This window comes from Crossiella sp. S99.2, from assembly GCF_023094165.1.
In the GTDB taxonomy this organism is placed as follows: domain Bacteria; phylum Actinomycetota; class Actinomycetes; order Mycobacteriales; family Pseudonocardiaceae; genus Crossiella.
Genome location: NZ_JALMDK010000009.1, coordinates 41,646 through 54,574 on the forward strand (window position 1 = coordinate 41,646; position 12,929 = coordinate 54,574).

Genomic DNA, 12,929 nt, shown 5'->3' on the forward strand with positions numbered 1-12,929 from the left:
GCATGCAGAGTGCTTGCGTGACCTCGACGACGAGTACCCGGCCCCCGTCCGCACTCTGGGCTCCCGACCGCCGGGCCACCACCACCGGCCTGCTGCTGCTGATCACCCTGGCCGCCTTCGAGGCGATGGGCCTGGGCACCGCGCTGCCCACGATCATCAAAGACCTGGACGGCGCCTCGCTGTACTCCTGGCCGTTCACCGCGTTCCTGGCCGCCAGCGTCATCGGCAACGTCTTCGCCGGCCGGGTGTCCGACCGGGTCGGGCCGGTGCCGGGGATCGTCGCCGGGCCCGCCCTGTTCTTCATCGGACTCGTGGTCGCGGGCACCGCGGACACGATGACCCAGCTGCTCATCGGCCGGGCCTTCCAGGGCCTGGGCGCGGGCTCGCAGATCGTCGCGCTCTACGTCATGGTCGCCATCGTCTACCCGGAGCGGGACCGGCCCGCGGTCTTCGGCGCGCTGTCCGCGGCCTGGGTGGTGCCCGCGCTGGTCGGCCCGACCATCGCCGGGGTGCTGGTGCAGTACCTGCACTGGCGCTGGGTCTTCCTCGGCCTGGCCCCGTTCGTGCTGATCGGCGCGCTGCTGCTGGGCCCGACCCTGCGCGCGCTGCGGGCCAGGGAACGCGCCGACATCCCGGCCACGCCGCGCAAGTGGCTGCCGCTGGCCGCCTTCGCCGCCGGGGTCGGCCTGCCCGCGCTGACCTGGGCCAGCCAGCACCCGGAGTGGTCCTCGCTGCTCATCGCCGCGATCGGGCTGGCGCTGCTGGCGCCCGCACTGCGCCAGCTGCTGCCCAAGGGCACCCTGCTGGCCCGGCGCGGCCTGCCGGTGACCGTGCTGCTGCGCGGCATGCTCTCCGGCTCCTTCTTCGCCGTGGAGTCCTACCTGCCGCTGACCCTGACCTCGGTGCACCACTACTCGCCCGCCACCGCCGGCATCCCGCTCACCGTGGGCGCGCTGGGCTGGTCCGCGGCCTCGATGTGGCAGGGTCGCTACCCCGACATGCCCCGGCACCTGCTCATCCAGCGCGGATTCATCCTGATCGCGATCAGCCTGGCCGCCATGGTCTTCGTGGCGCCTGCCTGGGGACCGTCCTGGCTGGCCATCCCGCTGTGGCTGCTCGCGGGCTCCGGCATGGGCCTGGCCATGGCCAGCACCTCGGTCAAGGTGCTCGGCATGTCCGAACCCGGCGACCGCGGCTTCAACTCCGGCGCGTTGCAGATCTCCGACCTGCTGCTCCAGGCCACCTGCGTGGGCATCGGCGGCGTCCTGCTCAACCTGCTCGGCTCCACCGCCGACCCGACCACCGCTGTGATCGTGCTCAACCTCCTGATGGCCGGGGTCGCCGCAATGGGGGCTTTCCTGTCAACCCGGTCTACCCTTGACGGTGGCAATGCTCGACCCTGACAAGCAGGTCTTCGGCAGATGAGCACATATCTCGACCACGCGGCGACCACCCCGATGTTCCCGGGAGCGGTCGCCGCGATGAGTGAGGCGTTGTCCGGACTGGGCAACGCCTCCTCGCTGCACTCCGCCGGCCGTCGCGCGCGCAGGCTCCTGGAGGAGGCGCGCGAGGACATCGCCGCCGCCTTCGGCGCCCGGCCGTCCGAACTGCTGTTCACCGGCGGCGGCACCGAGAGCGACAACCTGGCGGTCAAGGGCATCTACTGGGCCCGCCGCCAGGCCGATCCGCGCCGCCGCCGGGTGCTCGTCTCCGCGGTCGAACACCACGCCGTACTGGATGCCGCCGAGTGGCTGGCCACGCACGAGGGCGCCGAGATCACCTGGCTGGAGGCCGACCGCACCGGCCGGATCCGGCAGGAGACCCTCGAAGCCGCGATCGGGACCGATCCGGACAGCGTGGCGCTGGTCAGCGTGATGCTGGCCAACAACGAGGTCGGCACGGTCAACCCGATCCGCACCCTGGCCGGGATCGCGCACCGGCACGGCATCCCGCTGCACAGCGACGCGGTGCAGGCCGCCGGGGTGCTGCCGGTGGACTTCGCCGCGCTCGGCGCGGACGCGCTCACCCTCACCGGGCACAAGTTCGGCGGCCCCTACGGCATCGGCCTGCTGCTGCTGAGCCGGGACACCGCCTGCACCCCGCTGCTGCACGGCGGCGGCCAGGAGCGCGAGGTCCGCTCCGGCACCCTGGACGTGCCAGCCGTGCTCGGCCTGGCCGCCGCGGCCCGGCAGGTCGCCGCCGAACGCGAACAGCGCGCCGCCGAACTCCTCGGACTGCGCGCCGAACTGGCCGCCGCGGTGCTGGCCGCGGTGCCCGACGCGGTGCTCAACGGGGACAGCTTCGAGTCCACTGTGGACGGTATGCCGGGTCGGCTGCCCGGCAACGCGCACTTCACCTTCCCCGGCTGCGAGGGCGACAGCCTGCTGATGCTGCTGGACGCCAAGGGCATCGAATGCTCCACCGGCTCTGCCTGCACCGCGGGCGTTGCCCAGCCCAGTCACGTGCTGCTGGCCATGGGCGCGGATCCGGCCGGGGCCCGCGGCTCGCTGCGGTTCTCCCTCGGCCACACCTCGACCGCCGCCGACATCGCCGCGCTGGGCGCCGCGATCGGACCGGCGGTGGCGCGGGCCCGCAGCGCCGGACTGGCGGGCCTGCGGCGTTCGGTCCGACCCCCGGCAGGAGTCTGAGATGACGATGCGAGTGCTGGCCGCGATGAGCGGCGGGGTCGACTCGGCGGTGGCCGCCGCGCGCGCGGTCGAGGCCGGTCACGAGGTGACCGGCGTGCACCTGGCGCTGTCGGCCAAGCCCGGCACGCTGCGCACCGGCTCCCGCGGCTGCTGCACCATCGAGGACTCCCACGACGCCCGCCGCGCCGCGGACGTGCTCGGCATCCCGTTCTACATCTGGGACTTCGCCGAACGCTTCACCGAGGACGTGATCGAGGACTTCGTCGCCGAGTACGCGGCGGGCCGCACGCCCAACCCCTGCCTGCGCTGCAACGAGAAGATCAAGTTCGCCGCGTTGCTGGACAAGGCGATCGCGCTCGGTTTCGACGCGGTGGCCACCGGCCACTACGCCCGGCTGGCCCAGCTCGACGGCTGCCCCGAACTGCGCCGCAGCGCCGATGTGGACAAGGACCAGTCCTACGTGCTGGCCTCGCTCACCCCCGAGCAGCTCAGCCACGCCATGTTCCCGCTCGGCGGCTCCACCAAGACCGCGGTGCGCGCCGAGGCCGAGGAGCGTGGCCTGTCCGTGGCCAACAAGCCGGACAGCCACGACATCTGCTTCATCCCCGACGGCGACACCCGCAAGTTCCTGCGCAACAAGCTCGGCGCCCAGCCGGGCGAGCTGGTCGACGACGAGACCGGCGAGGTGCTCGGCGGGCACGAGGGCGTGCACGGCTTCACCATCGGCCAGCGGCACGGGCTCGGCCTGGACCGGCCCGCGCCGGACGGCCGCCCGCGCTACGTGCTGTCCCTGGAACCGGTCTCCGGCACCGTCCGGGTCGGCAGCCGGGAACGCCTCCAGGTCACCGAACTCGTCGGCGACCGGATGATCTGGCCCTCCGGCGTGCCCCTGGACGGTCCGGTGGAGTGCGTGGTGCAGGTGCGCGCGCACGGCGGCATCGCGGGCGCGGTGGCCCAGCTGCGCGGCGACCAGCTCGTGGTCAGCCTGCGCGAGCCGCTCGGCGGCGTCGCCCCCGGCCAGGGCCTGGTGCTCTACCGCCAAGACGCGGCCGCCGGTGACCTGGTGCTGGGCGCGGCCACCATCACTCGGACGCGCTGACCAGTGTTTTCCCCAGTTCGGTGCGCAGCTTGACCGCGACCAGCACCGAGATCAGCACCAGCGTGGTGGCGTTGGTCGTGATGATCACCGGGTCGGTCCTGGCGATGCCGTAGAGCACCCAGGCGAGCACGCCGAGGCCGAGCGCGACCAGGTACACCCAGGAGAAATCGCGCGCGCTCCGGCGCCGCAGGCAGCGCAGCACCTGCGGCAGCCAGCAGGCCGTGGTCAGCAGACCCGCTAACGAACCAATCACTGTGATCACCTAGATACCCCCTGTCACCAGTGCGGATTTTATTCTCAAGCAGAACAAAGTGAGCGTGGCAGGCTTAGGGGTGTGAGCACAACCCCGTTCACCGAGCCCGCGCCGCAGCGGCTGCTGTCGCTGGTGCACCGGCACGGCCCGCTGACCAGAGCGGAGATCGGCCGCCGGCTGGATCTGGCGCGCAGCGCGACCGGGGTGGCGATCACCGGGTTGGAGCAGCTCGGCCTGATCCAGTGCGGCCCGCCGGCGGAGTCACCGCGCCGCCTGGGCCGTCCCTCGCCGCAGGTGTCGGTCCAGCCGCGACCGCGAGTGCTGGCCGCCCAGGTCCGCCCGCGTTCGCTCACCATCGCCGCGGTCGGCCTCGGCCGTGCCATCACCGACCGGACCGAGATCGCCCTGCCGCCGCGGGCCCGCACCCCCGAGGCGGTGGCCGACCGGATCGCCGAGCTGGCCGCCCCGCTGCTGCGCCGCCACCCCGGCCTGACCGGCCTGGGGATCGCGGTGCCCGCGGTCCTGGACGCTCAGCGCGGCCAGATCCACACCGCCTTCCACCTGGGCTGGCGGGACGTCCCGTTCTCCCCGCTGCTCGCCGAGCGCCTGCCCGGCCTGGCGTTGTTCCCGTGCAACGACGGCCACCTGGCCGCCCTCGCGGAAAGCAGGCACGGCGCGGCCCAGGAGGCCAGGGTGGCCGTGGTGCTGTGCGGGGAGGAGATCGGCATCGGCGGCGGCCTCATCCAGCACGGCGTCCCGTTCAGCGGCAGCGCGGGGCACGCCCTGGCCGCCGGTCACCTCCAGCTGGGCTCGGCCACCCCGGCCGACTGCCCCTGCGGCGCGACCGCCTGCTTCGAGACCCAGGCCGACGCCCGCGCCCTGCTGGACCGGGCCGGGATCCCCTTCGCCACCGCCGCCGACCCGCGGGCGGCACTGGCCGCGGTGCTGGCCGATCCCGGCGCGGCCGCGGCCGTGCACACCACCGCGGCCCGGCTGGGCGAGGGCCTGGCCGTGCTGGTGACCCTGCTGAACCCGGACCTGGTGGTGCTGACCGGCCAGCTCGCCGCGATCCACGCCGCCCCCGGCGCGCACCAGCAGGTCCGCACCGCGATGGAAACCAGCCACGTGGCCCGGCTCAACCCGGTCCAGTTGATCAACGGCGCGCTGCCCGACCCGATCCTGCTCGGCGCGGCCGAACTCGCCCTCGCCCCCCTCCTGTCCGCCCCCAGAACCGCCACAACCGCAACCGGCTAACCCCCACCCCGTGTTGGCCGTTGTCGCACGCCAAGTTGGCCAAACTCGTACGCCGAGTTGGCCCAGCTGGTACGCCGAGTTGGCCCAACTCGCCGCCCGCGCCCACTTGGGCAAACCGGGCGTACGAGTTTGGCCAAGCAGGCGTACCAGTTGGCCCAACTCGGTGTACGACAACGGCCAACACGCCGGCGTCAGGACTCCGGGGTCCAGTCGGTGTTGGCGCCGCACAGGACCACGCACGGGTGCTCGGCGGCGACCTCGTCCTTGAGCCACAGCGCGAACGGGACCGCGGCCGCGGGCTCCACGGCGAGCCGGAACTCGTCCCAGAGCCGGTCCCGCGCGGCCAGCAGCTCCGCGTCGGACACCAGGTGCGATTCCACCCCGGACGCGCGCAGGATCGCGTAGGTCAGGTCGCCGGCCTGGGCCGCGCCCAGCGCGGACATCGCCACCGAGTCCACCTCGGTGTGCACCGGCTGCCCGGCCGCCAGGGCCGCGTGCAGGCAGTGGCAGCCCTCGGGCTCCACCGCGATGATCCGCCGCCCGGCACCCAGCGCGAGTCCCGCGGCCAGCCCGCCGCCGCCGCCGACCGCGACGAAGAGCGCGTCCACCTCGGGCGCGTCCGCGACGATCTCCAGCCCGACCGTGCCCTGCCCGGCGATCACCGCCGGATCGTCGTAGGCCGAGACGTACAGGCCGCCCGGCTCGCCGCCCTCCAACCGGGCCGCGCGGTTGGCCTCCGGATAGGTCTCGTGCCGGACCACCTCGGCCCCGGTCTCCTTGATCCGCCGGACTTTGCTCTCCGCGGCGAACACCGGCACGTGCACCCGGGTCGGCAGGTCCAGCAGCCGGGCCGCGGTGCCCACCGCGTACCCGTGGTTGCCGCCGCTGACCGTGGCCACCCGCTCCGGTCGCGGACCGCTGAGCAGCGCGTTCGTCGCGCCACGCAGTTTGAACGAGCCGGTGAGCTGGAGCTGCTCCAGCTTGAGCCACAGCGGCCTGCCGTCCACCGTCACGCGCAGCATCGGCGTGCGCCGGACGTACGGGGCGATCCGCTCGGCCGCGCTGGCCACGTCCGCCGGGGTCGGGAGTCGAGTCATGGCCTCAGCCTGCCCCCGCCCGGACTTCAGCAAAAGCGATGTCTGCTCGGGGGTTTGTAGCGATACTTAAGGCATGGACGCCGATCGGTTGCGGGTGCTGGTCGAGGTGGCGCACGCCGGTTCGATCAGCGCGGCCGCGCTCCGACTGTCCGTGACGCCCTCCGCGCTGTCCCAGCAACTGTCCAAACTGGAGCGTGCGGTCGGCGTCCGGCTGCTGGACCGCGGACCCGGCGGCGTGCGGCCGACCGCGGCGGGGGAAGTGCTGGTGCGGCACGGCGAACGCGTGCTGGGCGAGCTGCGCGACGCCGAGGACGCGGTGCGCGAACTGCTCGGCAACACCCCGGAACGCATCGCGCTGGGCACCTTCGCCACCGCGGGCGCGCTGCTGGTGCCCGCGGTGCTGGCCGAGTTCCGGCAACGCCACCCCACGGTCCGGCTGGCCCTGCTCGACATCGAACCGCCCGAGGGCTACGGCCTGGTCGCCTCCCGCGAACTGGACCTGCTGATCACCCACCGGTACACCGGTGTCACCCTGCCCCCGCTGGGCGGCACCCGGCGGCACCGCCTGCTCACCGACCCGCTGCGCCTGGTCCTGCCCGCCGGCCACCGCCTGGCCGGGTCCGAGCGCATCACCCTGGCCGACCTTGCGGACGAGGAGTGGATCAGCGGCAGCCCCGGCGTGCCCAACCGCGTCTGTCTGCAGGCGCTGGCCGCGCGGACCCGGCTGGAGCTGCACGTGGCCTTCGAGACCCGCGACTACGGGGTGACCCTCGGGTTGCTCGGCGCGGGCGTCGGTGTCTCACTGGTCCCGGCCAGCGTGCTCGGCGCGGTGGCGGACCGGCGAGTGGTGGTGCGATCACTGAGCGGGCTCGCGCCGGTGCGGGAGGTCTACGTGGTGCACCGGCACCGCCCGCTGCCGCTGACCGCGGAGGTGGTGCGACTGCTCACCGCGGCGGGCGCGAAGATGTCCCGGCAGGCGCATGGCGAGGAGGACGGAACCCGTGACCAACCGTGAGGAGCGCTCCTACCGGCGCGCCCAGCTGCTCGACGACCCCAGGTTCGAACGCTTCCGCACCCTGACGGCCCGCCGCCGCCTGGTCGGCGCGCTGATCGCGCTGCTCCTCGCCGAGGCCGCCCTGTTCACCCTGGTGCCTGCCGGCCCGGTGCTGCTGCTCATCGCCGCCGCGCTGGTGACCGTGGCCTGCGTGCTGTGCATCGGCCTGCTCAAGGCATCCACCAGGGGCGTGGAGGAGCTGCCGGAACGCAATCTGGACGAGTACCAGCTCGCGTTGCGCGGCGAGGTCTACGCCCGCGCCTACCGGATCGGCCAGGCCCTGCTGTGCACCGAGCTGGTGGTGGTCGGCGTCTGGCTCGGCTTCGCCCTGCCCAGCCCCGGCAAGGGCGTGGTGATCGTGGCCCTGCTGATCCCGTTCCAGCTCGCCGTCGTGCTGCCCACCATGGTCGCCGCCTGGCACCGCAAGGTGTAGCTGTCGATTTGCCCGGCCCCCGTTCGTCGGTGTCCCACAGGACCCGAAAACCGGAGGCAACCATGAGTGTCACCCTGGGCAGCATCCTGCTCGCCAGCACCAACCCCGACCGCCTGAGCAGCTGGTACCAGAAGGCTTTCGGCGTGGCGCCCAGCCAGGACGGCTTCCTGGTCTTCGGCGAGGTCGCCGTGCTCATCGACCAGCGAGACGACATCGCCGCCACCCCCGCCGAACCCGGCCGCGTCATCCTCAACTTCACCGTCGAGAACGCCCGCGACACCGCCGCCCACCTGGACTCCCTTGGCGTCACCTGGCTCGTCGAGCTGGAGGAGCGCAGCGAGGGCATGCTGTTCGCGACCCTGCTCGACCCCGACGGCAACTACATCCAGATCATCCAGCTCAGCGCCGCCTACCTGGCCCGCATCGGCGAGGGGAACTGACCATGCTCGGCAACGCCAAGGCTTTCACCGGCTTCTCCGTCAACGACATCCCCGCCGCCCGCACCTTCTACGAACAGACCCTGGGCCTCAAGGTCTCGGAGTTCAACGGCATGCTGACCCTGCACCTGGGGACGGGGGCGGAGGTGCTGGTCTATCCCAAGCCGAATCACGTGCCCGCCGAGTACACGGTGCTGAACTTCCCGGTGGATGACATCGCGGAGGTGGTGGCTGCTCTGACCGCACTGGGGGTGCGGTTCGAGCAGTACTCGGGGATGACCGATGAGCGGGGGATCGCCTGGGGGTCGAAGGACGGGCGGGGGCCGGATATCGCCTGGTTCACCGATCCGGCGGGGAACATCCTGTCGGTGTTGCACCTCTGACGGGCTGCCGGATGCGCCCCGCCCCGGCGGGCGCATCCGGCCCTCCCGGTCAGCGTGTGCGCAGCTTCTTCCTGGGTGCAGCCCTGGTTTTGCCGGTGTCATAAGGGTTGCGCAGCTGAACCTTCGAGGTGACCACCTGGCTCCGGATCGAGCGCAGTTCCTCGCTGGCCACGTAGATCCGGGACTTGGTTTCCCCATGCGGCACCAGCAGTCCGCCCGCGACCAGCAGCCGGAGATCGCGCGCGGCCGTGCCCGGCTCCAGCTCCGCGTCCCGGCCATAGGCCGAGCGGCGGACGGTGAGCCCGACCGAGGCGTCGAACAGCGCCAGCGCGGTCCGCTCGGGCAGTTTCCGCTGGGCCAGCACGGTTTCCAGCTCGCGCCACACCCTGGCCGCGTCGTCCACCCGGCGCAGCACGGTCTGGGCCTGCATGTGGTGCGCGGTCAGGTTGAACCGGATCCAGGCGCCCGTGCCGCGGTCCGGCCGCCAGGAGCCGCCGCCGACCTCGGCGAGCGCCTCGTAGTAGGCGGCGGTGTTGCGCCCCAGCCACTCCTCGATGCTGCTGAACTCGGGGGTGAGGATCTTCTCCCTGGCCAGGATCAGGGTTTGCAGCGCGCGGGCCATCCGTCCGTTCCCGTCCCGGAACGGATGGATCATGACCAGGTTCAGGTGACCCAGCGCGGCCCGGACGAACACCGGGCACTTGCTGTTCCCGGCCAGGGATTCGGTCAGCGCCCGCATGAGTTCGGGGACCAGTTCCGGCTCTGGGCCTTCGTAGACGACCTCGTCGTGCTCCTCGTCGTGCACGAAGATCGAACTCTGCCGGTACCGGCCAGGGCTCTTGGACAGGTCGTGGCCGAGCATCATGAAGTGCAGGCTGCGCAACAACGACTGGTCCAGGCTGAACTCGGTGTCCTCGGCCAGTTGCTGGACGTAGGTGAGCGCGTTGCGGTAGCCGACGATCTCCAGCGAGGTGAGCCGGTCGGCGTCGAGCGGTTCCTCGTCCTCGATCAGGGCCACCGCGTCGTCGAGGGAGACCTCATAGCCCTCGATGCTGTTGGAACCGCGGATGGCCCGCGCCTTCAGATTGCGCCGGAGCTGCCCCTTCCAGCGGCGCGGTTCGCGCAGGAAGTGCCGGAGGCGCCGCCGGAAGTCCTCGATCTCGTCGATGACCCGGAAGTCCTCTGGTTCCAGCTCGGGCGCGCGGAACAGCAGCATGAAGCAATCGTTCAGGTTGACGATTCATTCGTCAAGTTGAACGGATGAACAGTCAATCTCGTCATCCGGTCGAGTGGCCCTGGCGGCGAAACCCTGACGCTCCGTGTCAGTGGATCGGGTTAGGGTCCGGGTGAAGATCCACCCGAGAGGATGCTCGTGCCCACCGAAACCCGTGCTGTCATTGAGGAATTCCTGACCCGAGTCGTCGCAGGCGACCCGGATCGCATCGCCGAGTTGTTCGCCGACGAGGTCGACTGGCAGCTCAACTGGCCGGCCGACGGCCACCCCGCCGTGCCCTGGATCCGCCCGCGCCGCACCAGATCCGACGTCGCGGACCACTTCCGCGAGATCGCCGAGGCGCACACTCCCGGCATCCCGCCGAGCCGGGCGCCGGAGATCCTGGTCGACGGTGCGGACGCGGTGCTGTTCGCCGAGATCTCGCAGATCGCCAAGGCGACCGGACGGGCCTACACCGCGTTGTGCGCCTTGCGATTCACCGTGCGGGACGGGGTGATCACGCGCTACCACGTCTACGAGGACAGCCTGTCCGTCGCGGTGGCGCTGGGCGACTGAGGGCCGACCGGCCCCGTGGGAAGGCTCGGGGCCGGTCGGCGTTCTTCCCCGGTCAGTCAGCACAGGCGGTTCGCGGTGTTCAGGGTTGTGAACCGCGCTGGTCCGAACGTAAGTGGCCTGGACCACTGCGTCAATAGGTCTAGACCATATGCGTGGACGGGGTGTGCGCGGCGGGGCTTGCGCGTGGGTGGCAGGCTTGGGCTGTGAAGGTGAACCCCGGCACGGCCACCGGTATTGGCTCGCTCCCCGGAACCGACCCACTGGAGGCGGCGCGGATCGTGCTCGGGGAACTGCCCGAGCTGACCCACCTGCCCGAGCTGCCGGCCCGCGGGGTCGGCGCGGACATCATCGGCCGCACCGCCGGACTGCTGGTCGACCTGGCGGTGGAGCTGGTGCCCTCGGCCTACCGGGTCACCGCCCGCCCCGGCCGCGATCACCGCCGCGCCGTCGATCTGCTGCGCACCGACCTGGACGCCTTCGACGAGGCGTGGGAGGGCGTGTCGCCGCGGTCCGCGGTCAAGGTGCAGGCCGCCGGGCCGTGGACGCTGACCTCGCAGGTCGAGCTGGTTCGTGGGCACCGGGTGCTCACCGACCGCGGTGCGCTGCGCGAGTTCGCCGCCTCCCTGGCCGAGGGCCTGACCAGGCACATCACCGAGGTCGGCGCGCGCACCGGCGCGGACATCGTGCTCCAGCTCGACGAGCCCGGCCTGCCCGCGGTGCTGGACGGCAGGCTGCCCACCGCTTCCGGCTACGGCAACGTCGCCGCGGTGCCCGCCCCGGACGCGCAGGCGTTGCTGGCCGAGGTCATCGAGCAGGTCAAGGGCGCCACCGGCTGCTCGGTGGTGGTGCACTGCTGCGCGCCGCGCCCGCCGGTCACCCTCTTCCGGATGGCCGGCGCGGACGCGATCGCGCTGGACGCCACCCTGATCGGCAAGGCCCCCACCGCGCTCTGGGACGAACTCGGCGAGACCTGGGACGCGGGCACCACGCTGTTCCTCGGACTGGTGCCCTCCCTGGAACCGGCCACCCCGCCGACCCTGCGCGCACTGGCCGAACCGGCCCTGCGCCTGGTCGACCGGCTCGGCTTCAGCCGCGACCTGCTCGCCGAGCGCGCCGTGGCCACCCCGTGCTGCGGGATGGCGGGCGCCTCGCTGAGCTGGGTGCGCCGCGCGTTGTCGCTGACCAGGGATATGGGCAAGGCGTTCACCGAGCCCCCGCAGGGCTGGTGAGCTAGCCGCGCTCGGCCAGGAAAGTGGTCACGGCCGAGCGGGCGAGCTGGGTCTGGTACGAGCCCCAGCTCACGTCGAAGGCGTGGTCGGTGTAGGGCAGGAAATGCGCCCGGTGCGGCACACCCGCCTTGCCCAGCGCCTCCTGCAACAGCCGGGACTGCGACTGCGGCACCAGGAAGTCCCGCTCGCCCTGCAGGGTCAGCGTGGGCGGCAGGCCGGCCCGCACGTAGCTGCTCGGCGAGAAGGTCCGGTAGCGCTCGGTCTGCTCGGCCGCGGACCCGCCCAGCACCGTGTTCAGGATCGAGCGCCCGGCGTCGGTGCCGTCCGGGCCGGTGGCGAAGGCGATCAGGTCGTAGGGACCGTAGAAGTCCACCGCGGACCGGATTTTGCCCTCCGGCAGGTCGCAGCTGGGTTTGAAGGCGTCGGTGCCGCTGGTGTACGCGGTCATCAGCGCCAGGTGGCCGCCGGCGGACTGGCCGAAGACCGAGATCCGGTCCGGGTCGATCCGGTACTTCGCCGCGTTCGCGGTGATCCAGGCCAGCGCGCACTTGCTGTCCGACACCGTTGCCTGCCAAGCGGTTCCCGGCGGCACGTCACCGGCCATCCGGTACTCGATGTCGAAGACGGTGAAGCCCTGCCGGGTCAACAGCCGGTTCCACTCCGGGGTCATGCCCCGGTTGCCGCTGGACCAGCCGCCGCCGTGGATCAGCAGCACCGCCTTGCGTGAGTTGGCGTCCTCGCTCGGCCAGACGTCCAGGTCCAGCCCGTGACCGCCGGGCGTGGCGTAACGCACCGTGCGCGCGGTGTCCGGCTTGCCGAAGTTCGCCGAGGCCGCGTTGGCCAGGTACTCGCCCAGGCTGACCTGCGCGCCGGCCTGGCTCGCGGCGTCCCCGGCGGCGGTCATCGGCACCAGGCCGGTGGCCGCGGACAGCGCCACGGCCAGCCCGGCCGCGGTGGCGGCCAGCCAGCGCTGGCGGCGCAGCGCGAAGCCGAGCACGACCAGGGCCAGCAGGCTGAGCAGCAGCACGTGCAGCGGGTAGGCGCGCAGCAGCGTGGCAGGCAGGAACATCGGCTGGCGGTCGAAGAACATCAGCCAGCCCGCCGCAAGTGCGAGCAGCAGGAACAGGATCGCCACCGTGGGCAGGAACCAGCCGCGCCGTCGCGGGCTGGCCTGGGCGGGCTGGGGGTTCTCATCCGGCATCTTTCCCTTCTAGCACGGGGCCGGGTGGCCGTGCCGACTGAGCCGCTGGATG

14 protein-coding genes are annotated in these 12,929 nt (G+C 72.2%); 10 read left to right on the forward strand and 4 right to left on the reverse strand.

Annotation, left to right across the window (positions count from 1 at the left end; all coding sequences use genetic code 11):
* Positions 1 to 17 precede the first annotated feature (17 nt).
* Genes MZC64_RS30805 through mnmA form a run of 3 tightly spaced genes read left to right on the forward strand, consistent with a single transcriptional unit; the run spans position 18 to position 3,747 of the window.
* The gene (locus tag MZC64_RS30805; protein WP_247760765.1) at positions 18 to 1,403 is read left to right on the forward strand and encodes an MFS transporter; all 1,386 of its coding nucleotides are present in this window, start codon (positions 18 to 20) and stop codon (positions 1,401 to 1,403) included.
* An 18-nt stretch (positions 1,404 to 1,421) separates the two neighbouring features.
* Positions 1,422 to 2,648 (forward strand): cysteine desulfurase family protein, encoded by a 1,227-nt coding sequence (locus MZC64_RS30810; RefSeq protein ID WP_247760763.1) that lies wholly within the window; start codon positions 1,422 to 1,424, stop codon positions 2,646 to 2,648.
* Positions 2,649 to 2,655: 7 nt separating this feature from the next.
* Entirely contained in the window at positions 2,656 to 3,747 is a 1,092-nt protein-coding gene (mnmA, locus tag MZC64_RS30815; RefSeq protein WP_247760921.1) for a tRNA 2-thiouridine(34) synthase MnmA, read from the forward strand.
* On the opposite strand, the gene MZC64_RS30820 is transcribed toward mnmA, so the two are convergent.
* The gene (locus MZC64_RS30820) at positions 3,731 to 4,009 is read right to left on the reverse strand and encodes a SemiSWEET family sugar transporter (protein ID WP_247760762.1); all 279 of its coding nucleotides are present in this window, start codon (positions 4,007 to 4,009) and stop codon (positions 3,731 to 3,733) included. The two genes, mnmA and MZC64_RS30820, sit on opposite strands and share 17 nt — an antisense overlap.
* A 72-nt stretch (positions 4,010 to 4,081) precedes the next feature.
* On the opposite strand from MZC64_RS30820, the gene MZC64_RS30825 reads away from it, so the two are divergent.
* Entirely contained in the window at positions 4,082 to 5,254 is a 1,173-nt protein-coding gene (locus MZC64_RS30825) for an ROK family protein (protein ID WP_247760760.1), read from the forward strand.
* 191 nt (positions 5,255 to 5,445) lie between these two features.
* On the opposite strand, the gene MZC64_RS30830 is transcribed toward MZC64_RS30825, so the two are convergent.
* Complete coding sequence (locus MZC64_RS30830; protein WP_247760758.1) at positions 5,446 to 6,351, reverse strand: pyridoxal-phosphate dependent enzyme; 906 nt, start codon at positions 6,349 to 6,351, stop codon at positions 5,446 to 5,448.
* A 73-nt stretch (positions 6,352 to 6,424) separates the two neighbouring features.
* Between MZC64_RS30830 and MZC64_RS30835 the strand changes: the two genes are divergently transcribed.
* The 4 genes from MZC64_RS30835 to MZC64_RS30850 all read left to right on the forward strand — a co-directional run bounded on the left by MZC64_RS30835 (position 6,425) and on the right by MZC64_RS30850 (position 8,658).
* Complete coding sequence (locus MZC64_RS30835; RefSeq protein ID WP_247760757.1) at positions 6,425 to 7,366, forward strand: LysR family transcriptional regulator; 942 nt, start codon at positions 6,425 to 6,427, stop codon at positions 7,364 to 7,366.
* The gene (locus MZC64_RS30840; RefSeq protein WP_247760751.1) at positions 7,353 to 7,838 is read left to right on the forward strand and encodes a hypothetical protein; all 486 of its coding nucleotides are present in this window, start codon (positions 7,353 to 7,355) and stop codon (positions 7,836 to 7,838) included. The genes MZC64_RS30835 and MZC64_RS30840 overlap by 14 nt, the downstream gene beginning before the upstream one ends.
* Positions 7,839 to 7,900: 62 nt before the next feature.
* Positions 7,901 to 8,278, forward strand: coding sequence for a VOC family protein (locus MZC64_RS30845; RefSeq protein ID WP_247760749.1), 378 nt, complete (start codon positions 7,901 to 7,903; stop codon positions 8,276 to 8,278).
* Between the two features lie 2 nt (positions 8,279 to 8,280).
* The gene (locus tag MZC64_RS30850) at positions 8,281 to 8,658 is read left to right on the forward strand and encodes a VOC family protein (RefSeq protein WP_247760747.1); all 378 of its coding nucleotides are present in this window, start codon (positions 8,281 to 8,283) and stop codon (positions 8,656 to 8,658) included.
* Positions 8,659 to 8,707: 49 nt separating this feature from the next.
* Here MZC64_RS30850 and MZC64_RS30855 read toward each other — a convergent pair whose 3' ends face one another.
* A complete protein-coding gene (locus MZC64_RS30855) occupies positions 8,708 to 9,874 on the reverse strand; it encodes a Fic family protein (RefSeq protein WP_247760745.1) in 1,167 nt (388 codons plus the stop codon).
* A 156-nt stretch (positions 9,875 to 10,030) separates the two neighbouring features.
* Here MZC64_RS30855 and MZC64_RS30860 point away from each other — a divergent pair, with 156 nt between their 5' ends.
* Both MZC64_RS30860 and MZC64_RS30865 read left to right on the forward strand, forming a co-directional pair.
* The gene (locus tag MZC64_RS30860) at positions 10,031 to 10,447 is read left to right on the forward strand and encodes a nuclear transport factor 2 family protein (protein ID WP_247760743.1); all 417 of its coding nucleotides are present in this window, start codon (positions 10,031 to 10,033) and stop codon (positions 10,445 to 10,447) included.
* Between the two features lie 203 nt (positions 10,448 to 10,650).
* Positions 10,651 to 11,676: a methionine synthase gene (locus MZC64_RS30865; RefSeq protein ID WP_247760742.1), complete on the forward strand. Its 1,026-nt coding sequence runs from the start codon at positions 10,651 to 10,653 to the stop codon at positions 11,674 to 11,676.
* Position 11,677: 1 nt separating this feature from the next.
* Here the strand turns inward: MZC64_RS30865 and MZC64_RS30870 are convergent, their stop codons facing one another.
* A complete protein-coding gene (locus tag MZC64_RS30870) occupies positions 11,678 to 12,877 on the reverse strand; it encodes an alpha/beta hydrolase (protein ID WP_247760741.1) in 1,200 nt (399 codons plus the stop codon).
* Positions 12,878 to 12,929: the final 52 nt, after the last annotated feature.